Origin of the sequence: Pantoea sp. sgz302252 (genome assembly GCF_042610525.1) — a bacterium.
GTDB lineage: Bacteria > Pseudomonadota > Gammaproteobacteria > Enterobacterales > Enterobacteriaceae > Erwinia.
Genome location: NZ_JBHDVM010000003.1, coordinates 73,124 through 95,258, shown reverse-complemented (window position 1 = coordinate 95,258; position 22,135 = coordinate 73,124). Strand labels below are relative to the sequence as shown.

Genomic DNA, 22,135 nt, shown 5'->3' with positions numbered 1-22,135 from the left:
AATAAATACGGGAGGCGCAAAGGCCTCCCGAACAGGTTGTGTCAGGCAACCATTAAGCGATGGTACGCTGGATTTCAATGATCTCGAAGACTTCGATCATATCGCCAACGCGCACATCATTGTAGTTCTTGACGCCGATACCACATTCCATGCCGTTACGGACTTCGTTAACGTCATCTTTGAAGCGGCGCAGGGATTCCAGCTCGCCTTCATAGATAACCACGTTGTCGCGCAGTACGCGGATTGGGTTGTGACGCTTGATGTTGCCTTCCGTCACCATACAGCCGGCGACCGCGCCGAACTTAGGCGATTTGAACACGTCGCGCACTTCGGCCAGGCCGGTGATCTGGTGCTTGTATTCCGGCGCCAGCATACCGCTCATCGCCTGCTTCACTTCGTCGATCAGGTTATAGATCACGGAGTAGTAGCGCAGATCCAAGTTTTCTGAGTCGATCACGCGGCGCGCGGAGGCGTCGGCACGAACGTTAAAGCCAACCAGGATGGCGTTGGAAGCCGCAGCCAGCGTCGCGTCGGTTTCGGTGATGCCGCCCACGCCGGAGCCAACAATCTTCACTTTCACTTCGTCGGTAGAGAGCTTCATCAGCGAGTCGGCGATAGCTTCGACAGAACCCTGTACGTCCGCTTTCAGCACGATGTTCAGCTCGGAAACTTCGCCTTCGGTCATGTTGGCAAACATGTTTTCCAGCTTGGACTTCTGCTGACGCGCCAGTTTGACTTCGCGGAATTTGCCCTGACGGTAGAGCGCCACTTCACGGGCTTTCTTCTCGTCACGTACCACTGTCGCTTCGTCACCGGCTGCAGGCACGCCTGACAGACCCAGGATTTCCACAGGGATAGATGGGCCAGCGGTCAGAACTTCACGACCCAGCTCGTCACGCATCGCACGGACACGGCCATATTCGAAGCCGCACAGTACGATATCGCCTTTGTTCAGCGTACCTTCGCGCACCAGCACGGTAGCAACCGGGCCGCGACCTTTATCCAGGAAGGATTCGATCACTACGCCGCTCGCCATGCCCTGACGAACCGCAGTCAGCTCAAGGACTTCCGCCTGCAGCAGGATAGCGTTCAGCAGGTCGTCGATACCCGTACCCGCCTTAGCAGAAACGTTGACGAACATGTTTTCGCCGCCCCACTCTTCCGGAATGATACCGTACTGGGTCAGTTCGTTTTTAACGCGATCCGGATCCGCTTCTGGCTTATCGCACTTGTTCACCGCCACGACAACCGGCACTTTCGCCGCTTTGGCGTGCTGGATAGCTTCGATGGTCTGCGGCATCACGCCGTCATCGGCCGCGACAACCAGGATAACGATATCCGTCGCCTGGGCACCACGGGCACGCATCGCGGTAAACGCGGCGTGGCCAGGGGTATCCAGGAAGGTCACCATACCGTTGTCGGTTTCGACGTGGTAAGCACCGATATGCTGGGTAATACCGCCCGCTTCGCCAGAGGCGACTTTAGTGGAGCGAATGTAGTCCAGCAGCGAGGTTTTACCGTGGTCAACGTGGCCCATGATAGTCACTACCGGCGCGCGGGATTCCATTGCCGCATCGGTATCACGATCGCTCATTACCGCTTCTTCCAGCTCGTTTTCGCGGCGCAGCGTCACTTTGTGACCCATTTCTTCCGCGACCAGCTGGGCAGTTTCCTGATCGATAACCTGGTTGATGGTGGCCATCGCGCCCATTTTCATCATCACTTTGATGACCTGGGAGCCTTTCACCGCCATTTTGTTAGCCAGTTCCGCTACGGTGATGGTTTCACCGATAACAACGTCACGGTTAACAGCCTGAACCGGCTTGTTGAAGCCCTGCTGCAGCGTACTCTTACGCTTGCCGCCTTTACCGCCACGGAACTGCGCACGCGCTTCTTCACGGTCGGTTTTGGCTTCAGAGTGCTTGTTGCCTTTTTTACGCTGCGTGGCTTTCGCCGGACGCGCAGCGCGAGTGCGACGGTCGCCTTCAACCTGCGCATCGTTTTCATCTTCTGCCGCACGGGCATGGGTAGAGGTGGTCACGTGATAGTCAGAAGTGTCTTCCACTTCTTTCTCCGCTTCCGCCCATTCAGAACCTTTTTCTTCTGCCATTTTACGGGCCTCTTCCGCTACGCGCTTCGCTTCTTCTTCGATCTTGCGACGCGCTTCTTCTTCGGCTTTACGCTTCAGTTCTGCGGCTTCCGCTTCTCGCCGGGCTTTTTCTGACTGCTGGTTGCGGGTCATATCGTCGGTTTGTTGGTTGCTCACTTTGTCTTTTTCCGCTGCTTCACGCCTGGCTTTCTCGGCTGCCTCACGTTTAGCCTGCTCCTCGGCTTCACGCTGCGCTTTTTCTTGGGCTTCGCGCTGGGCTTTTTCTTCAGCCTCACGACGAGCCAGTTCTTCCGCTTCGCGCTGTGCCTGCTCTTCTGCTTCCGCCTGAGCGGCTTCTGCAGGATCGCCTTTTACATAGGTGCGTTTTTTGCGGACTTCGATTTGCACCGATTTACTTTTACCGCCGGTGCCCGGAATATTCAAGGTGCTGCGCGTTTTGCGCTGTAAGGTCAGTTTACCAGAACCGCCGTTATTCGAGCGGTTCAGGTGGGTCAGGAGCGTCTCTTTTTCCTGCTGGGTCACAGAGTCGGTTTCAGACTTGCGGATCCCTGCATCAGCAAATTGCTGTACCAGGCGTTCTACCGGTGTCTGGATCTCTGCGGCCAGCGATTTTACAGTTACATCTGTCATGCTGTTCCTTCCTGCTACAGTTTATTACGCGTCGTCGCCGAACCAGCAGATATTTCGTGCAGCCATAATCAGCTCGCCAGCCTGCTCGTCGCTCAGGCCTTCAATATCTGACAGATCGTCAACACCCTGCTCGGCAAGATCTTCCAGCGTGCAAACGCCAATCGCTGCCAGCTTAAATGCCAGTTCACGGTCAAGACCTTCCAGGTTCAGCAGATCTTCTGCCGGCTGGCTGCCGCCCTGACTCTCGGCTTTTTCCAGAGCGAGGGTGGTTAACGCATTTTTCGCACGATCGCGCAGCGCTTCTACTGTCTCTTCATCCAGACCGTCGATTTCCAACAGCTCGTTGATCGGCACGTATGCCAGCTCTTCCAGCGAAGAGAAGCCTTCTTCAACCAGCACGGTTGCGAAATCTTCATCAATATCAAGATGTTTGGTAAAGACGTCGATGGCAGCATGGGCTTCAGCCTGGTGCTTGGCCTGCAGATCGTCGACTGTCATCACGTTCAGCTCCCAGCCGCTCAGCTGGGAAGCCAGACGCACGTTTTGGCCGTTACGGCCGATCGCCTGAGCCAGATTTCCGGCTTCTACAGCGATATCCATGGTGTGATTGTCTTCATCCACCACGATAGAGGCGACATCCGCCGGGGCCATCGCATTGATGACGAACTGCGCAGGATTATCATCCCACAGCACGATATCAATACGTTCGCCGCCCAGCTCGCTGGATACCGCCTGAACGCGCGCGCCGCGCATACCTACGCAGGCGCCGACCGGATCGATACGCTTGTCGTTGGTTTTCACCGCAATCTTGGCGCGAGAGCCTGGATCGCGTGCGGCCGCTTTAATTTCAATCACTTCTTCGCCGATTTCCGGCACTTCGATACGGAACAGCTCAATCAGCATTTCCGGTTTGGAACGGCTGACGAAAAGCTGCGCGCCGCGCGCTTCCGGACGTACTGCGTAGAGTACGCCGCGAATACGGTCGCCCGGACGGAAGTTTTCACGTGGCAGCATGTCTTCGCGGATAATAACCGCTTCGGCATTGTTGCCCAGATCCAGGGAGATGTTGTCGCGGTTAACTTTTTTAACCACGCCGGTGATGATCTCGCCTTCCTGCTCGCGGAACTGATCGACGACCATAGCGCGCTCGGCTTCGCGCACTTTCTGCACGATAACCTGTTTAGCCGTTTGCGTAGTAATGCGGTCGAAGGTGACAGATTCAATCTGGTCTTCAACATAATCGCCCAGATTCAGCGATTCGTCTTCGAATCGTGCGGCATCCAGGGTGATTTCACGCGTTGGCATGGTCACTTCGTCAACGATGACCCAGCGGCGAAAAGTGTCAAAATCGCCGCTTTTACGGTCGATGCTGACGCGGACGTCGATTTCCTGCTCGTATTTTTTCTTGGTAGCCGTGGACAGCGCGCTCTCCAGCGCTTCGAAAATCTTCTCGCGCGGGAGGGATTTCTCGTTAGATACTGCCTCAACTACAGCTAAGATTTCTTTGTTCATCCTGGTATGCCTCAATCCGGACTTTTAAAAGTGGGGAACCAGGTTCGCCTTCTGGATGTTGCTCAGCGCGAACACTTCGTCGTTACCCTCAACGGCAACGGTTACCATTTCACCCGCTACAGATTTAATGATTCCCTGCCATTTGCGGCGGTTCTGTACGGCCATACGCAGCACCAGGCTTACTTCTTCGCCGATGAATCGCGCGTAGTGCTCTGCGGTAAAGAGTGGGCGCTCAAGGCCTGGCGAGGAGACTTCAAGGTTGTAAGCAACGGTGATAGGGTCTTCAACATCAAACACCGCGCTGACCTGGTGGCTGACATCAGCGCAATCGTCAACATTGATGCCATCTTCACTATCAATATAGATGCGCAGCGTAGAAGTGCGACCGCGAACGAACTCAATGCCAACCAGCTCGTAGCCCAGCGCTTCTACCGGTGCTGTGATCAGCTCTGTTAATTTTTGCTCTAATGTGGACAAGCCCACCCCCAAGACATAAAAAAAGGGCTTAATAGCCCAGTATGCTGTTTCCTGATAACAAAAAACCCCGATAAATCGGGGCTTTATGCGACTGGACCCTGTACGCCATAAATGGCGGTTCGGCACCATCCAGATAGAATTTTTTTCAAAACTCGCTGTTGATGCGTCGTGCGATGCATACAGTATATTTGAAAAAGAACTCTAAGGGAAAGTGGTTGCGGGGGCCGGATTTGAACCGACGACCTTCGGGTTATGAGCCCGACGAGCTACCAGGCTGCTCCACCCCGCGTCCGAAAACGTGGCAAATACTACGCCGATCTTGCATAAAATGCAAGCAAAACTGAGATTTGGTACCGAGGACGGGACTTGAACCCGTAAGCCCATGCGGGCACTACCACCTCAAGGTAGCGTGTCTACCAATTCCACCACCACGGCACTAAAGATTGCGACTTTTTCATTTCTGTCGCGTCGAAATTTACTGCGGGATATCGCTGCCCGGCGTAGCCGGTTTAGCTGGCTGACTCTGCTGCTGCGCAGGCTGAGACAGATTTTCCCACTCGCTTCCTTTCTGCGTTTTGTTGCTGTTCAGGTTACCCAGAATCAGGCTGATAATAAAGAACAATGTCGCCAGCACTGCGGTCATACGGGTCATAAAGTTGCCTGAACCGTTAGAACCAAACAGCGTTGCTGAAGAACCTGCTCCGAACGATGCGCCCATATCAGCGCCTTTACCTTGCTGCAGCATGATCAGACCGACAAGGCCGATTGCCACAATAAGGAAAACTACCAAAAGAGCTTCGTACATAATCAACCTGTTTCCTTGCACGTTATCGTGCATTTAAGCTTCAAAACCAGTGAGCAGATAGCCTTAACGCTACCCATCAGAAGCGGGTGTGAATACTAACCAAAGCCGCACCATAGCGCAAGGGCAATTTTGCGCGCCGCCGCCGATTGCGGAAAAAAGCGGCAGCAGGCGCAGTAGCGGTGAAAAAAGCGACGAAAATCACCTGACTACGCTGCGCCCCTGTTGGCTTTATACGGCTTTCACTGCATCCGCAATGCGGTGCGCCAGTGCCGTCACCTGAGCTTCGTTTTCGCCTTCAACCATGACGCGGATTAGCGGTTCGGTGCCAGATTTACGCAGTAAAACACGTCCACGGCCATTTAGCTCTTTTTCCGCTTCCGCCGTAACGGCTTTCACCTTTTCATCTTCCAGCGGGTTGGTAGCGCCGCTAAAGCGCACGTTTACCAGGATTTGCGGCAGCAGCTTCATCCCACTGCACAGGTCATGCAGGCTCATATGATTGCGTACCATCGCAGTGAGTACCTGCAAACCTGCCACAATGCCGTCACCGGTGGTGGTTTTGTCCAGCAGGATAACGTGACCGGAGTTCTCCGCGCCCAGCCGCCAGCCTTTTTCCTGTAGCTTCTCCAGCACGTAGCGGTCGCCCACTTTAGCGCGGGCGAAAGGAATGCCCAGCTGCTTCAGCGCCAGCTCAAGGCCCATATTGCTCATCAGCGTGCCAACCACACCGCCGCGCAGCTGTCCCTGACGTAATCCCTCGCGGGCGATGATATAGAGGATCTGGTCGCCATCGACTTTTTCACCCAGATGATCGACCATCATGATGCGGTCACCGTCGCCGTCGTAGGCCAGGCCGATATCCGCTTTTTCTGCCAGTACACGAGCCTGCAGCTGACGCACATCCGTTGCACCACACTCTTTGTTGATATTCATGCCGTCAGGATTGACGCCCAGCGTAATGACTTCCGCGCCCAGTTCACGCAGCACGTTCGGCGCTATGTGGTAAGTTGCGCCGTTAGCGCAGTCCACCACGATTTTCAAACCGTTCAGGCTCAGCTCGCTGGGGAAAGTGCCTTTGCAGAATTCGATATAACGCCCTGCGGCATCCACAATGCGGCTGGCGCGTCCCAGCTCTGCGGATTCAACGCAGGTGATGGGCTTTTCCATTTCTGCTTCAATTGCTTCTTCCACATCGTCCGGCAGCTTGGTGCCCTCAATGGAAAAGAATTTGATACCGTTATCATCAAAAGGATTGTGTGAAGCAGAAATAACAATCCCCGCTTCCGCGCGAAAGGTTCGGGTCAGATAGGCGATAGCTGGCGTAGGCATAGGACCGGTAAAAGCAGCCGTCAGGCCCGCAGCGGCAAGGCCAGCTTCCAGCGCCGATTCCAGCATATAGCCAGAAATGCGCGTGTCTTTACCGATAATAATTTTTCTGGAGCCGTTGCGTGCCAGCACCTTGCCGGCTGCCCAGCCCAGTTTCAGGACGAAATCTGGCGTAATTGGCGTTTCGCCCACTTTGCCGCGAATGCCATCTGTACCAAAATATTTACGGTTGCTCATGCTACTTTCCCTTCGCTGACAGTGTTGCTTCGACGACGCGCATCGCCTCAACGGTTTCTTTTACATCATGTACGCGCAGAATATGCGCGCCCTGCATAGCGGCGATGACGGCACAGGCCAGGCTGCCCGTCAGGCGCTGCGACGGCCCAACGTTCAGTAGCTGCCCAATCATGCTTTTCCGCGACATGCCGACCAGCAGCGGCAGCCCAAAGCGATGGAAATCGGCCAGGTGCGCCAGCAGCTGATAATTGTGGGAGAGATTCTTACCGAATCCGAACCCCGGGTCGAGCAGCAGCTGCGTTTTTTTGATGCCGGCGGCTTCACAGCGGACAATTTGTTCACTAAAAAAGGTTTCTACGTCCCGCAGGAAATCACCATACTGCGGTGCCTGCTGCATGGTTTTCGGCTCGCCCTGCATATGCATCAGGCAAACCGGCAGGCCCGTTGCCGCCGCTGCTTCCAACGCGCCCGGCTCCTGCAGCGAGCGAATATCATTGATCAGATGCGCGCCGGCTTTTGCTGCTTCCCGGATAACCTCAGGTTTAGAGGTGTCAACGGAGATCCAGACTTCGAAGCGCTGCGAGATAGCTTCCACTACCGGGATCACGCGTTCCAGCTCCTGTTCGACGCTGACCTCGTCCGCGCCCGGGCGCGTTGACTCGCCGCCGATATCAATAATGGTCGCGCCTGCGTTAATCATGGCGTTGGCATGCGTCAGCGCCTGTACCAGGTCGTTATGCCTGCCACCGTCCGAAAACGAGTCCGGCGTTACGTTCAGGATGCCCATAACGTGAGGATGTGTCAGATCGAGCACGGCGTCTCTGGCGTAAAGCTTCATGGCGACGATTCTCCTTAAAATGCTGGCCAGTACAGATAAAAAAAACCCCGGTCATCGCCGGGGTTTGTGTTGCGCGGTCACGCTTACATAGTGTTGCCGGGGTTCGGCGTGCGCGGTTCATCGACCGGACGCGGCGCCTTCGGCGTGCCGTTGCTGTCAGAGCTGCTGCCCGGATCTTCCCAGCCCGCTGGCGGACGCACGTCGCGGCGCGCCATCAGGTCGTCGATCTGCGGAGCATCAATGGTTTCATACTTCATCAGCGCGTCTTTCATCGCGTGAAGAATATCCATGTTCTCGTTCAGAATACGGCGCGCGCGCTGGTAGTTGCTTTCGATCAGCGCTTTTACTTCCTGGTCAATGATGCGTGCGGTTTCATCGGACATATGCTTCGCTTTCGCGACGGAACGTCCCAGGAACACCTCACCCTCTTCCTCTGCATACAGCAGTGGACCCAGCTTCTCGGAGAAGCCCCACTGCGTAACCATGTTACGCGCAATGGAGGTTGCCACTTTAATATCGTTGGAAGCACCGGTAGAAACGTGTTCTACGCCGTAGATGATCTCTTCCGCCAGGCGGCCGCCGTACAGCGTGGAGATCTGGCTTTCCAGTTTCTGACGGCTGGCGCTGATTGCATCGCCTTCCGGCAGGAAGAAAGTGACGCCCAAAGCGCGGCCGCGTGGAATAATGGTTACCTTGTGTACCGGATCGTGTTCCGGCACCAGGCGGCCAATAATAGCGTGGCCCGCTTCGTGATAGGCGGTAGATTCTTTCTGCGCTTCCGTCATCACCATAGAGCGGCGTTCCGCACCCATCATGATTTTGTCTTTGGCTTTCTCGAACTCTACCATGGAGACTACGCGCTTGTTGCCGCGTGCGGCAAACAGCGCCGCTTCGTTCACCAGGTTTGCCAGATCGGCGCCCGAGAAACCAGGCGTACCGCGAGCAATCACCAGCGCATCGATATCGGTAGCCAGCGGCACACGACGCATGTGCACTTTCAGGATCTGTTCACGGCCGCGAACATCCGGCAGACCGACCACAACCTGACGGTCGAAACGGCCCGGACGCAGCAGCGCAGGGTCAAGCACGTCCGGACGGTTGGTCGCGGCAATCACGATAATGCCTTCGTTGCCTTCAAAACCGTCCATTTCAACCAGCATCTGGTTCAGGGTTTGCTCACGTTCATCGTGACCGCCGCCCAGTCCAGCGCCGCGCTGACGCCCTACCGCATCGATTTCATCGATGAAGATGATGCACGGCGCCGCTTTTTTGGCCTGTTCGAACATGTCGCGTACGCGGGAGGCGCCCACACCGACGAACATTTCAACAAAATCAGAACCGGAGATAGTGAAGAAAGGCACTTTTGCTTCGCCAGCAATCGCTTTCGCCAGCAGGGTTTTACCGGTACCCGGAGGCCCGACCATCAGCACGCCTTTTGGAATTTTACCGCCCAACTTCTGGAAACGGCTCGGCTCACGCAGGTATTCCACCAGCTCACCGACTTCCTCTTTTGCTTCGTCACAGCCTGCCACATCGGCAAAAGTGGTTTTGATCTGATCTTCGGTCAGCATGCGGGCTTTGCTTTTGCCAAAGGACATCGCGCCTTTGCCGCCGCCGCCCTGCATCTGGCGCATAAAGAAGATCCAGACGCCAATCAGCAACAGCATTGGGAACCAGGAAATGAAGATCGAAGCCAGCAGGCTAGGTTCTTCAGGCGGTTCGCCAACCACTTTTACATTTTTAGTCAACAGGTTATCGAGCAACTTAGGATCGTTGACGGGGATGTAGGTTGTATATTTGTTGCTGTCTTTTTTGACAACGTTGATTTCACGCCCGTTAATACGTGCCTCGCGGACCTGATCCTGGTTCACTTCCGACAGGAAGGTTGAGTAATCAACCCTACGGCCATTTGACTCGCTGGGCCCAAAGCTCTGGAAGACCGACATCAGCACGACTGCGATGACTAACCAGAGAATCAGGTTTTTCGCCATGTCACTCAAGGGATTAACCTCTTATTACAACTGTGTTAACAGACAGCGTAGGGTACTATAGTTTGCGCCCTGTCGCTACAATGTACACTTCACGCGAACGAGAACGTGAAGCGTCCGGCTTACGAATTTTCACTTTCGTAAACAGGGAGCGAATTTCCCGGAGGTAATCTTCAAAGCCATCTCCCTGAAACACTTTCACCAAAAAACTGCCGCCTGGCGCCAGTACATCCCGACACATATCCAGCGCGAGTTCAACCAGATACATCGATCTTGGGATATCCACTGCGGGCGTACCCGTCATGTTAGGCGCCATATCGGACATCACTACCTGTACTTTAGCCTCGCCGACGCGTTCCATCAGCGCCTTCAGCACCAGTTCATCACGAAAATCGCCCTGAAGGAAATCGACGCCGACGATAGGATCCATCGGCAGGATATCACAGGCAATGACGCGGCCTTTCGAGCCGATTTGCGTTACCACGTACTGAGACCAGCCGCCCGGTGCCGCGCCGAGATCGACTACCGTCATTCCCGGCTTAAACAGCTTGTCGCTCTGCTGTATTTCATCAAGTTTAAACCAGGCGCGCGAGCGCAGCCCTTTTTTCTGTGCCTGCAGCACATATTTATCGCTAAAGTGTTCCTGTAGCCAGCGGCTGGAACTGGCCGAACGCTTTTTACCAGTCATACATTTTCCAACTATGATTCACCGTATGCGATAAATAAACCGCGCAAATCAGCATGCCGATTTGGTGATATACCCGAGATGGCGGTAGAATGACCCGTTTTCAATCCCAATGTAAGTAAAAAATACGATGAATCTGAGTACCAAACAAAAACAGCACCTGAAAGGACTGGCCCATCCGCTGAAGCCTGTCGTGATGTTAGGCAACAACGGTCTGACCGAAGGGGTGCTGGCCGAAATCGAACAGGCACTGGAGCACCATGAGCTCATCAAGGTAAAAATCGCCACGGAAGACCGTGAGACGAAGACCCTGGTTGTTGAGGCCATCGTGCGCGAAACCAAAGCCGCAAATGTGCAGGTTATCGGCAAGACGCTGGTGCTGTACCGTCCAACGAAGGAGCGTAAGATCGCTCTTCCTCGCTAAACTAGCCGCAGAAGAAAGTGACACGCTCGCTATGTCAGGAAAAGGCCGCACGGCGGCCTTTTTCTTTTCTTTACACTTGCAGTGTAAAACACTTTGCCTAAAAAAAGGCTTTAGAGTAAATCAGATATACTCTATTTTCAGAATTTCATACTCAACATCGCCGCCCGGCGTTTTAATAATGGCGACATCGTCCACTTCTTTGCCGATAAGTCCACGCGCCATTGGCGAGTTAACAGAAATCAGATTTTGCTTAAAATCCGCTTCGTCATCGCCCACGATGCGGTAGGTCGACTCTTCATCCGTATCCAGATTCAATACGGTAACGGTAGCGCCGAAGATCACGCGACCATTGGCGTTCATTTTAGTGACGTCGATCACCTGCGCGTTGGAAAGCTTGGCTTCAATTTCCTGAATACGGCCTTCGCAGAAGCCCTGTTCTTCACGGGCAGCGTGGTACTCTGCGTTTTCCTTCAGGTCGCCGTGCTCGCGCGCTTCCGCTATCGAAGCGATAATCCTGGGGCGTTTTACGGTTTTCAGTTCTTCAAGCTCTTCGCGCAGTCTCTCGGCGCCCCTTAGCGTCATCGGAATCTGGTTCATCTCAATACCTCGTCAACTGATCCTGTGCAAAATTGTCGTCATCCTGACAGGCTAGTGCAGAAAAAGCGTTCTGCGGCGCTTGCCACTGATTTACAAACGAAAGAAACCTGGCCCGGGGGAAACCCAGGGCCTGGCGGTTTTGCATTTTGATACGTATTTTACCGCAGAGTTCCTTATGGGTCATCGTTTACTTTCCACCATGATGCACCGTAGTATGGCAACATCACCTGCCAGTAAACGCGAGATTATGCGATTTTCACGAATTGTTACCGGCTTAGCCTGCGCATTTATGCTGAATGCCCACGCGGCCACGGTCGAAGACTACACGCAGTATCTGCCCGACGGCGCGAATCTGGCGCTGATTGTGCAAAAAGTCGGCGCAGAGACGCCCTCTATTGATTACCACAGCAAGCAGATGGCGCTGCCAGCCAGCACCATGAAGGTGATTACCGCACTGGCCGCGCTGCTTCAGCTTGGGCCGGATTACCGTTTTCATACGCAGCTGGAAAGCAAAGGCTCCGTTAGCGGCGGCACGCTGAAAGGCGACTTAGTGGCGCGTTTTGGCGGCGATCCTACCCTGACACGTCAGGATCTGCGCAATATGGTCGCCGCGCTAAAAAAACAGGGTGTGGAACATATTCAGGGCAATCTGGTCATCGATACCTCGGTGTTTGCCAGCCATGATAAAGCGCCCGGCTGGCCGTGGAACGATATGACGCAGTGCTTCAGCGCGCCACCCGCTGCCGCCATCGTGGATCGCAACTGCTTTTCCGTTTCGCTCTATAGCGCTCAGACGCCGGGCGAGAAAGCTTTTATTCGCGTAGCTTCTTTCTACCCGGTCAATATGTTCAGCCAGGTGCGCACGCTGGCGCGCGGCTCTTCAGAAGCGCAATATTGCGAACTGGATGTGGTGCCGGGCGAGCTGAACCGCTTTACGCTGACCGGCTGTATGACCCAGCGCGCCGAGCCTTTGCCTTTAGCTTTCGCTATTCAGGACGGCGCGAGCTACGCCGGTGCCATTCTGAAAGGAGAGCTTCAGCAGGCTGGTATCGACTATTCCGGGCATCTGGTGCGCCAGACGCTGGCTACGCCTCCGGCCACGGTACTGGCAGAAAAGCAGTCGGCGCCGCTGCACGATCTGCTGAAGATCATGCTGAAGAAGTCGGACAATATGATCGCGGATACAGTTTTCCGCACTATCGGTCATGAGCGCTTTGGCGTGCCTGGCACCTGGCGTGCAGGCTCTGATGCGGTCAGGCAGATTTTGCGGCAGAAAGCCAATATCGATTTGGGCAACAGCATTCAGGTAGATGGCTCCGGCCTGTCGCGGCACGATTTGATCGCGCCCGATACCATGATGCAGGTGCTGCAATATATTGCGCAGAACGATGAGCAGCTGAACTATATCTCTATGCTGCCGCTGGCCGGCTATGACGGCACGCTGCGCTATCGTGGCGGCCTGCACGAAGCGGGCGTAGACGGAAAAGTATCGGCGAAGACGGGATCGCTACAGGGCGTTTATAACCTGGCGGGCTTTATCACTACCGCCAGCGGCAAGCGGGTGGCTTTTGTGCAGTATCTTTCCGGCTATGCGGTGCCGCCGCAGAACTACAATCAGCGCCGCATCCCGCTGGTGCGTTTTGAGAGCCGCCTGTATAAAGATATTTATCAGAATTATTAAAAAAATTATATGAAATTGCCATGGCAAAATGTCATGGCAATTTTCACCGTTGCACCGTGCAAGTAAGATGGATCATCTCTTATCCAATTTCCCGTATTTTCTTTAAGCTGACAAAAGTTTTTAAACCGTTAAACTCTGGTGCCTCCCTGAGGGTGATAATGATGGCAGAATAATGCCCCGCTTTCAGCGCTACGGGCTTACCGTCACGGGAATAAATATTTACTGCTCTTTCGTTATAGACAATACGCCAGCTATCATGCTCTTTGCCGACGCCCACTCTTTTTTTTGCTATGAGTTGCCCGTCTTTAAGCAAACAGACTATAAGCGGGATAGTTTCTTCTTTTCCCTTATAATATTCATATAATTCCTCCATACGCTTTTCTACAGCATCATGGTTATGCCAGGTATAGCCCTCAGTTAGCAGCAAAGCCAGCTGATAGCGTCCTGCGCTCGTTATCTCAAAATCCAGGCGTGATGACCAGCCCGCAGAAGCGACGTCCACAGGCTGGTACATATTGATCGGATCGTTGCATGCCGTTAGCCCGACGCAGCATAAAAATATAAATATGCTGCGCCAGCCCTGAAATATTCCGGGCATAAACACCCTTTTCATTTCATTACCCCACGCAAAATCACCTTATTTACTGGCCGGTTCAGAATGGGTTGCCGTGTGTAATCCTGAATAAATTGGCCAGCTTTAAATCTTATTTATTTACTGACTTAGACAGAAAGCCTTATTTACCGCCACGTAAGAATAATAGCAGGGAATTTAAAGTCAACAAAATATATCAGAGCAAGGCTAACTATTTAACATTCGTAAAGCAGGATAAGTTCACACTTAAATAAAAAATTATATTTATGGAATTTCTTCTCTCCGTATCAATATTGATAGTTTTTATTTCCGTGCCTTCTCCTTTGCCGGATCAACTTTTGTAAAAAAAAGCATTCTTTCTTTTTTTGTTTTATTTCTGTTGCGTCATTATTTTCACTTCTTTATAGCGCCGGCCAGGAGACGTTAATGACTTAAGCCGGCAAAAGGTATGAGAGCGCCGTGAAGAAGCGGCCCCGAAAGGGCCGCTTTGTCAGAAAGACTCAGAAGTGCGTATTCAGGCTCATGTAATAAGTCCGGCCTGATTCGTTGTAGGTATTAGCGCCTGCGCCATACATATAGGCACCGGTTGCAGAGTTACCCGTAGTTTGCGCATTGCCCTCGCGGAAATGCCGCTTGTCAAACAGGTTATCCACGCCCAGCGTCACGCTGGCATACTTGTTGATATCGTAAGTACCGCTCAGACCGAGGATTGAGTACGGGCTGACTGTAGACTTCTCGCTGCCGCTAACGGCTTCGCCCTTGTAGTTGTACTTCTTCGGCGTCTGGCGGCCATACCAGGTAAAGGTCGTTTGCAGCGACAGATCCTGCGTAGCCTGCCATGCCAGCGTCGAGTTCAGCGTATACTCCGGGATTACCGACAGGCGGTCGCCCGTGGTTTTGTTTTTGCTTTGCAGCATATAGGTCAGGTTATTGTTCCAGGTGATAGCTTCCGTTACCGGGAAGTTCACCGTGCCCTCCAGCCCTTCTACCACTGCTTTCGGCACGTTTTCCCATTTATAGATATCGGTACTGCCGGTCGCGCCGCTCGGCTCGTAGCCTGATTCGATTTTGTTGCGATAGTCATTGCGGAACCAGGTCAGGCCTGCCTGATAACCTTCATGTTTGTATTCCAGCCCTACTTCTTTATTGATGCTGGTTTCGGCTTTGAGATCTTCGTTACCCATCAAATAGCAGGCACCCGCGCTGTCCGCACAGCCCTGGCCGCGGCTGTAAAGCACGTAGTTCGGGTTAGTCTGGTAAAGGCTTGGAGCTTTATAAGCTCTGGCGATGCCTAGCTTCAGCGTAAAGTCGTCGGCCAGCGCCTGCGACAGGTTCAGCGACGGGCTCCAGTTATTACCAACGATGCTGTGATGGTCGAAACGCAGGCCGGGTACCAGCATGGTGCTGTCGGTCAGCTCCATATTGTCTTCCGCGAACAGCGAGAAGATTTCCGCCGAAGAGTAAGGGCTGCGGTTGGTGCTGCTGATACCGTCGATAGCGCCACCGGAGAGCGCCTGGGTATTGGATGCGCCATCCTTCATGCGCTGCTGGTTCCATTCGGTGCCGATAGTCGCGGTCTGGTTAACCAGGAAATCAAAGGGCACGCTGACTTCGCTGTGCAGCAGCACGTCATTGAGCTCGATAGTCGAGAAACCGCTGTCGGAGAAAATACCTTCCGTACCGCCCGCCAGGCCTTCATTCATGCGCGAGTTGCGCGTGTTTTCATACTGGGCATAGCTGCGGGTACTGACGCCGTTGTCCCAGACGCCGGTCCAGGTCACCGCATAATCCTGACGGTAGAGGCGGTTGGTTTCGTCGCCGTACTTGCTTTTTACCAGCGTGCTGGTGTTGGTGTTCTGCGTGTCGCCCGCATAGAGGTTGCCCTGACGGCTATAGCCCGCGCTGAACTCCAGGTTTTGGTTTGGCGCAAATTCCCAGCGCAGCTTGCCGTGAATATCTTTGTTGACCACGCCTTCGCGCCCTGCCGGAACAGTATCGGCATAGGAGCCGGTTCGCAGCGACTGATGGCCTTCGTTAATGTACTGCGCGTCCGCCTGGGTTTTGCTGAGGTTACCCCATAGCGAGAAGCTCACATCATCGCCCATCGGGCCGCTCAGAGAGAAGTTAGAGCGTTTAGTGGAGCCTTCAGATTTATGCTCCGGCATATTCAAATAGGTGTTCCAGGAGCCGTGCCACTCGTTGCCGGTTTGTTTGGTGATGATATTCACTACGCCGCCAGCCGCGCCGTTGCCATAGCGCGCCGCAGCCGGGCCACGGATCACTTCGATATGGTCAACCATTTCCGGCGGTACCCAGTTGGTATCGCCGCGCGTATCGCGTTCGCCGCGCCAGCCCAGACGCACCGAGTTACGGCTGGCAACCGGCATACCGTCGATAAGGATCAACGTATTTTCCGGGCCCATGCCGCGAATATCGATCTGGCGGTTGTTGCCACGTTGGCCGCTGGTGGAGTTGCCTGTCAGGTTGACGCCCGGCATGGTGCGGATAATTTCAGAAAGGTCGCGTGAAGGAGGACGTTTTTTGATTTCGTCAGAGGTAATAGTAGAAACGCCCGGCGCCTGCAAATTTTGCTGTTCCGCCGTCACCATCAGCGTGCCGCCGTCGGTATCGACGCGATCGCCGGAGGCAGCGGCGGCCGTGGTGCTGGACGCGTCTGTAGCCGTCTCATGCTGCGCGGTATCAGCAGCCGCCGCCCCGGCTACCATGCCCAATTCAATCAGGATTGCGAGTGAGAGTTTTGATAATTTGTTCAACGCTTTTATTCCCTGCCAGTCCGCCCCGCTACTTTCCTCAGGGGGAAATAGATGAATAGAAGGCGGAAATACGTTGTGTCCGCCCCGCCAGCCTTAGCGGCATGCACAGGCATCCCATACCAGGCGGCAATACAGTATTTCAAATGTAAACAATTATCAATTCGATTATTCGTCGTGTTCTTATTAAGGTGACGATCTTAGCCAGAAGTTAAGCGTGGCAGGTGGCAGAGTGCCTCTGCGGACGCAGAGGCACGAATAGATTATTTTCCAGCAAAGAGCTGTTCCAGGCGCGTCAGCACGTTATTGGCACTGTAGTAGTCAAGGCGGAAGCTGTCCTCGCCCAGCGCATAAACCTGCTTGTTTTTTACTGCCGGAGCCGTTACCAGCAGCGGCTCGGCCATTAGCGCTTTTTTCACTTTCTCACCGCCGGCAAAGATTAGCGCAGTGTTGCCCGTGAGGCCGGTAACCAGATTTTCTCCGCTAACCGGAATGATATCACGGCGCTTCAAACGATGGCTGGCCTGCATGATCGTGGCTGGCGGTTCCGCCAGGGTGAAGCCGAGCGACGCCAGCAATTTTCCCTGGGCGGATTCGGGCGTCCAGAGGTTAACCAGATGGTTGTTAGGGTTGTAGACCAGCGCAGAGACAGGCTGTGGCGGCAGCTTGATTTTCGCTTTGACTTCTTTTTCGCGCTGCGCATAGCTTTGGATCGATTTTTCCGCTGTGGCCTCTTTGCCCGTCGCCTTCGCCAGCACGCGTTCAACTTCCTGCCAGCTTTTATCGTCGTAGTTGACTACCAGCGTTGGTGCCAGTGAAGCGAGGCGATCGTAGAAAGGTAGCGCGGAGTCGTTTCCTGTCGCGCTGACAATAATCAGGTCGGGTTTTTCTGCTGCGATTAGCTCAAGGTTTGGCTCGCCGCTGTAGAGTCTTTTTACACCTCTGGCCGCAGCCACCTTGCCCCACTGGCTAAAGAAGCCCTGGCCATCGGCAATGCGGTAACCCGGCATGGTCGCGCCGCTGGCGATAACCGGCGCTTCTATCGCCAGCAACGAGCCGGTCAGCGTAACGCTGGTGGAGATAATACGTTTGGGCTGCTGTTTGAGCACAACCTCGCCCTTCACGCTGGCTATACGGCGCGGCCAGCCTTCTTCAGCGCGAGCCGGATTAACCGACAGTAGTGATAACGCAACAAGTAGCAGAGGAATTAGACGCAGAACGGAAGTACGCATGCCTGATCAGCTCTTTCAGCGAGGGCGAAGCGCCGGGCTTCGCAAAAATTCGGATAGAGCAGATGATAATGATTATCTTTACTGGCGGGAAGCCCTAATTGCGGGGCGCTTAAAAAACAAAGGACGCCTTGCGGCGCCCTTCAAAGATTAACGCTGGTAGATGATTTCGACGCCTTCGTCGTCCTCGTCATCCCAGTCTTCGTCCCAGTCGTCATCTTCTTCCACCGCCGCATCCGCTTCTTCCAGCTGCTGGCGATGGTAGTCGTCCCACATAAACTCTACTTTCTCTGGCTGTTTCTCTTCCGCTTCCGCCTCTTTCGGGTTGGCGTTGAGGAAGGACATAACATCCCAGCACAGCGGCGTAACGCCGACGCGGTTGGCGGCAGAGATCAGATAATATTTATCCTCCCAGCCCAGCGCTTCGGCAATTGCCTTCGCACGGGATTCCGCCTCTTCCTGATCCAGCAGATCGACTTTGTTGAATACCAGCCAGCGCGGCTTGTTAAAGAGCTTCTCGCTGTATTTTTCCAGCTCGCCCAGAATGATGCGGGCGTTTTCTACCGGATCGGATTCGTCGATCGGCGCCAGATCAATGGTGTGCAACAGCACGCGGCAGCGCTCAAGGTGCTTAAGGAAGCGGATGCCCAGGCCAGCGCCGTCGGAGGCACCTTCGATCAGGCCAGGGATATCGGCCACCACAAAGCTCTGCTCGCTGTCCATACGCACCACGCCCAGGCTAGGCACCAGAGTGGTAAACGGATAGTCGGCCACTTTAGGTTTGGCTGCGGATACGGCGCGAATAAAGGTAGATTTCCCGGCATTCGGCAGGCCCAGCATGCCGACATCCGCCAGCAGCATCAGCTCCAGCTGCAAATCGCGCTTCTCGCCCGGCGTGCCCATGGTTTTCTGGCGCGGCGTACGGTTAACGGAAGATTTAAAGCGGGTATTGCCCAGGCCGTGCCAGCCGCCTTTAGCGACCATCTGCAGCTGGCCGTGCTTCATCATATCGCCCAGCGTTTCGCCGGTGCCCTGATCGATAATGCGGGTGCCGACCGGTACTTTAATAATGATGTCTTTACCGCGTTTGCCGGTGCAGTCGCGGCTCTGGCCGTTCTGCCCACGCTCGGCACGGAAAGATTTCTCAAAGCGGTAGTCGATCAGGGTATTCAGGTTTTCGTCGGCCTGCATATAAACGTCGCCGCCGTCACCGCCGTCACCGCCGTCCGGACCGCCTTTAGGAATATATTTTTCACGACGGAAGCTGACGCAGCCGTTGCCGCCATCACCCGCAGCAACGAGGATCGTCGCTTCATCAACAAACTTCATGTTACTTCTCCGTAAATCATTTGCCCGCTGCTGGCAGGATGATCCGTCGTGGCTCGCTGGCCCTGGCCCGGTGCCGCAGACCGCGCGTCGTTTCCGGGTGGAGCCGCTTAAGACATCATGCAGCTGAATATAAAGTGTACAGCAATGGGACTAACTGGCAACCCGCGTCGCACGGGCGCAGAATGTAAAAAGCCCCGCAATCATAGCGGGGCTTTGTGATTCGCTGCTGAAAGCGGTCTCAGGTACCGCCTTCAGGCACGAAAACCTTACTCAGCAACGATGCTGATGTACTTACGGTTGTTCGGGCCTTTTACTTCGAACTGGACCTTGCCGTTTGCAGTTGCAAACAGGGTGTGGTCACGGCCGCAGCCTACGTTGGTGCCCGCGTGGAATTTGGTGCCACGCTGACGAACGATGATGCTGCCTGCCAGAACGCTTTCGCCACCGAAACGCTTAACGCCCAGGCGTTTTGCGTTGGAATCGCGGCCATTTCGAGTGGAACCGCCAGCCTTTTTATGTGCCATTTGTCAGATCTCCTCTTAGGCGCTGATGCCAGTGATCTTCACATCAGTGAACCACTGACGGTGACCCTGCTGCTTACGATAGTGTTTACGACGACGAAACTTAACGATCTTGATTTTGTCGCCACGACCGTGAGCAATGATTTCTGCTTTGATCACGCCGCCTGAAACTAATGGCGCGCCGATGGTGACTTCTTCGCCGTTGGCAATCATCAGAACCTGGTCGAACTCAATAGTTTCGCCGGTTGCGATGTCCAGCTTTTCCAGGCGAACGGTCTGACCTTCGCTCACTCGGTGTTGTTTACCACCACTTTGGAAAACCGCGTACATATAAACTCCGCTCTCGCGCATGGCCTTCAGGCCGCGCTATAAATATTCACAATAGGGCGCGAATTCTACGCAACTTCGCAAGCGATGACAAGTGCCTGGAAGCGGGTATTGCAGAAAAAAAACGCAAAGCACAGGCAAATGTTTCACAGCCGCCATTTTCAAGTACAATCTGTTATACATTACTTGCCGCAGGCACGGGTAAAGACGCTTATCATAGCCGCATAGTGGGCCATAGCTGAACAGACTGATGAACTTAGAACAGATAAACGAACTCACCGCGCAGGACATGGCGGACGTCAATGCAACCATACTCGAGCAGTTGAATTCTGAGGTTTCCCTCATCAATCAGCTGGGTTACTACATCATCAGCGGTGGCGGCAAACGCATCCGCCCGACGATCGCCGTTCTGGCTGCGCGCGCGCTGAATTACACGGGAAAACATCATATTACCGTCGCTGCGCTGATCGAATTCATTCACACCGCCACGCTATTGCATGACGATGTGGTGGATGAATCGGATATGCGCCGCGGCAAAGCTACCGCCAATGCCGCCTTCGGCAATGCGGCCAGCGTGCTGGTCGGCGATTTTATCTATACGCGTGCTTTTCAGATGATGACCAGCATCGGCTCGCTGCGCGTGCTGGAGCTGATGTCGGAAGCGGTTAACGTGATAGCAGAAGGCGAAGTGTTACAGCTGATGAACTGCAACGATCCTGATATCACCGAAGAGAGCTACATGCGGGTAATTTACAGTAAAACCGCCCGTTTGTTCGAAGCGGCCGCGCAATCTTCCGCAATTCTTGCCGAGGCTACGCCAGAGCAGGAAAAAGCGTTGCAGGATTATGGCCGCTATATCGGTACAGCTTTCCAGCTTATCGACGATCTTCTCGATTACAGTGCCGACGGAAAAACCTTAGGGAAGAACGTTGGCGACGACCTGAGCGAAGGCAAACCCACGCTGCCGCTACTGCACGCTATGCGTAACGGCACGCCTGAACAGACCGCCATGATTCGCGGCGCTATTGAGCAAGGCAATGGTCGTCACTTGCTGGAGCCGGTACTGGAGACTATGCAGCAGTGCGGCTCGCTGGCGTGGACTCGCGAGTCGGCGGAGCGCGAAGCAGATAAGGCGATAGCCTGCCTGAGCGTGCTGCCAGAGTCGCCATGGCGCAGCGCGCTGGAAGCACTGGCCCATATGTCGGTACAACGCGAGTTTTAATCGGCTTACTGCTGCCTTTGCTGGCCTGTAACACGCTTCGCTGTGTTTCAGGTTGGTCACAAAATTCAGGCTGCCATTGCTAACAGTTTGTCATTAATTTGCAGCGCGGTTCGCCGCGCTTTTTTCTTCATAATGCCACCCCATTCTCTTTCCTGATGTAACGCGTCACTCTGTTGCGTAACTTTTGCGCATTAGCCCTCAAAAACAAAACCTTGCTTAAAAATTATTGGAAATAACTTAGCGATTATTGCTATAAACTCCGCTATGAAATTTAATGCATGATGCCTTAAATTATCATTACTTGTGCGGATTCATGGCAATAAAAGCGGCAGGGATTCGCACGCAGGTTTCCAAAAAAAAGCGATGCATACATGGAGGAAAAGCAGATGCAAAACAAGAAAACGGACTGGCATAACGCGGATATTATTGCTGGTCTGAAAAAGAGAGGCACTACGCTGGCCAGGGTCTCACGCGAGGCCGGATTAAGCTCATCTACGCTGGCTAACGCTATGTTCCGTCCCTGGCCGAAGGGAGAGTGGATTATTGCTAACGCCCTGAAGATGCATCCCGCAGAGATTTGGCCCAGCCGCTATTACGATCCCGTCACTCACACCCTACTCGATCGCAAAAAGCTTATTCGCTCATAAAAGAAAAGGCGGTAGATCGCTACCGCCTGAGATTGATGACAAAGTAGGCCAGTGCCGGCTCAGGAGGGCCTGTGTCTTCCGCAAAGACGCAAAAAGCACCTTCCATGGTGGCTCAGTACGGGCCGTCCATGGCCCGTAATGCTTTGCTCCAGCCACAGGCCCTCCATCGCTTCAGGTTCAGCAGTCT

Annotated in this window: 19 protein-coding genes and 2 tRNA genes; 4 read left to right on the top strand and 17 right to left on the bottom strand. The window is 54.2% G+C overall.

The window, feature by feature from the left end:
* Positions 1–52: 52 nt before the first annotated feature.
* From infB to rlmE, 10 genes are all read right to left on the bottom strand, one after another.
* Positions 53–2,740, bottom strand: a complete 2,688-nt coding sequence (infB, locus tag ACETPC_RS06705; protein WP_380179868.1) for a translation initiation factor IF-2 — start codon at positions 2,738–2,740, stop codon at positions 53–55.
* A gap of 24 nt (positions 2,741–2,764) precedes the next feature.
* Entirely contained in the window at positions 2,765–4,252 is a 1,488-nt protein-coding gene (gene nusA, locus ACETPC_RS06700) for a transcription termination factor NusA (protein WP_380179866.1), read from the bottom strand.
* A gap of 24 nt (positions 4,253–4,276) precedes the next feature.
* Positions 4,277–4,729: a ribosome maturation factor RimP gene (gene rimP, locus ACETPC_RS06695; protein ID WP_380179864.1), complete on the bottom strand. Its 453-nt coding sequence runs from the start codon at positions 4,727–4,729 to the stop codon at positions 4,277–4,279.
* Between the two features lie 212 nt (positions 4,730–4,941).
* Positions 4,942–5,018, bottom strand: a tRNA-Met gene (locus ACETPC_RS06690).
* A gap of 59 nt (positions 5,019–5,077) precedes the next feature.
* Positions 5,078–5,164 (bottom strand) — tRNA-Leu (locus tag ACETPC_RS06685).
* A 40-nt stretch (positions 5,165–5,204) separates the two neighbouring features.
* The gene (gene secG / locus ACETPC_RS06680) at positions 5,205–5,534 is read right to left on the bottom strand and encodes a preprotein translocase subunit SecG (RefSeq protein WP_246759838.1); all 330 of its coding nucleotides are present in this window, start codon (positions 5,532–5,534) and stop codon (positions 5,205–5,207) included.
* 228 nt (positions 5,535–5,762) lie between these two features.
* Positions 5,763–7,097: a phosphoglucosamine mutase gene (gene glmM / locus ACETPC_RS06675; protein ID WP_380179862.1), complete on the bottom strand. Its 1,335-nt coding sequence runs from the start codon at positions 7,095–7,097 to the stop codon at positions 5,763–5,765.
* A gap of 1 nt (position 7,098) precedes the next feature.
* Entirely contained in the window at positions 7,099–7,935 is an 837-nt protein-coding gene (folP, locus tag ACETPC_RS06670) for a dihydropteroate synthase (RefSeq protein WP_380179860.1), read from the bottom strand.
* A gap of 83 nt (positions 7,936–8,018) precedes the next feature.
* Complete coding sequence (gene ftsH, locus ACETPC_RS06665; RefSeq protein ID WP_380179858.1) at positions 8,019–9,926, bottom strand: ATP-dependent zinc metalloprotease FtsH; 1,908 nt, start codon at positions 9,924–9,926, stop codon at positions 8,019–8,021.
* Positions 9,927–9,981: 55 nt separating this feature from the next.
* Positions 9,982–10,611, bottom strand: a complete 630-nt coding sequence (rlmE, locus tag ACETPC_RS06660; protein ID WP_380179856.1) for a 23S rRNA (uridine(2552)-2'-O)-methyltransferase RlmE — start codon at positions 10,609–10,611, stop codon at positions 9,982–9,984.
* A gap of 127 nt (positions 10,612–10,738) precedes the next feature.
* Between rlmE and yhbY the strand changes: the two genes are divergently transcribed.
* Positions 10,739–11,032, top strand: coding sequence for a ribosome assembly RNA-binding protein YhbY (gene yhbY, locus ACETPC_RS06655; protein WP_125287107.1), 294 nt, complete (start codon positions 10,739–10,741; stop codon positions 11,030–11,032).
* Between the two features lie 120 nt (positions 11,033–11,152).
* Here the strand turns inward: yhbY and greA are convergent, their stop codons facing one another.
* Positions 11,153–11,629 carry a transcription elongation factor GreA gene (gene greA / locus ACETPC_RS06650; protein WP_380179854.1) on the bottom strand — a complete coding sequence of 159 codons (477 nt, stop codon included), beginning with the start codon at positions 11,627–11,629 and terminating at the stop codon, positions 11,153–11,155.
* Between the two features lie 247 nt (positions 11,630–11,876).
* Here greA and dacB point away from each other — a divergent pair, with 247 nt between their 5' ends.
* Entirely contained in the window at positions 11,877–13,310 is a 1,434-nt protein-coding gene (gene dacB / locus ACETPC_RS06645; RefSeq protein ID WP_380180394.1) for a serine-type D-Ala-D-Ala carboxypeptidase, read from the top strand.
* Between the two features lie 79 nt (positions 13,311–13,389).
* On the opposite strand, the gene ACETPC_RS06640 is transcribed toward dacB, so the two are convergent.
* The 6 genes from ACETPC_RS06640 to rplU form a co-directional block, all read right to left on the bottom strand.
* Positions 13,390–13,923, bottom strand: a complete 534-nt coding sequence (locus ACETPC_RS06640) for a DUF5625 family protein (RefSeq protein ID WP_380179852.1) — start codon at positions 13,921–13,923, stop codon at positions 13,390–13,392.
* A 479-nt stretch (positions 13,924–14,402) separates the two neighbouring features.
* Positions 14,403–16,676, bottom strand: a complete 2,274-nt coding sequence (locus ACETPC_RS06635; RefSeq protein WP_380179850.1) for a TonB-dependent siderophore receptor — start codon at positions 16,674–16,676, stop codon at positions 14,403–14,405.
* A 260-nt stretch (positions 16,677–16,936) separates the two neighbouring features.
* Positions 16,937–17,905, bottom strand: a complete 969-nt coding sequence (fepB, locus tag ACETPC_RS06630; RefSeq protein ID WP_380179848.1) for a Fe2+-enterobactin ABC transporter substrate-binding protein — start codon at positions 17,903–17,905, stop codon at positions 16,937–16,939.
* A 147-nt stretch (positions 17,906–18,052) separates the two neighbouring features.
* A complete protein-coding gene (gene cgtA, locus ACETPC_RS06625) occupies positions 18,053–19,231 on the bottom strand; it encodes an Obg family GTPase CgtA (protein WP_380179846.1) in 1,179 nt (392 codons plus the stop codon).
* Between the two features lie 266 nt (positions 19,232–19,497).
* Positions 19,498–19,755: a 50S ribosomal protein L27 gene (rpmA, locus tag ACETPC_RS06620; protein ID WP_013204035.1), complete on the bottom strand. Its 258-nt coding sequence runs from the start codon at positions 19,753–19,755 to the stop codon at positions 19,498–19,500.
* Between the two features lie 15 nt (positions 19,756–19,770).
* On the bottom strand, positions 19,771–20,082 hold the full coding sequence (gene rplU / locus ACETPC_RS06615; RefSeq protein WP_125287102.1) for a 50S ribosomal protein L21: 312 nt from the start codon (positions 20,080–20,082) through the stop codon (positions 19,771–19,773).
* Positions 20,083–20,329: 247 nt separating this feature from the next.
* On the opposite strand from rplU, the gene ispB reads away from it, so the two are divergent.
* Positions 20,330–21,301 carry an octaprenyl diphosphate synthase gene (gene ispB / locus ACETPC_RS06610; RefSeq protein ID WP_380179843.1) on the top strand — a complete coding sequence of 324 codons (972 nt, stop codon included), beginning with the start codon at positions 20,330–20,332 and terminating at the stop codon, positions 21,299–21,301.
* A 386-nt stretch (positions 21,302–21,687) separates the two neighbouring features.
* Positions 21,688–21,948: a helix-turn-helix domain-containing protein gene (locus tag ACETPC_RS06605; protein WP_380179841.1), complete on the top strand. Its 261-nt coding sequence runs from the start codon at positions 21,688–21,690 to the stop codon at positions 21,946–21,948.
* Positions 21,949–22,135 lie beyond the last annotated feature (187 nt).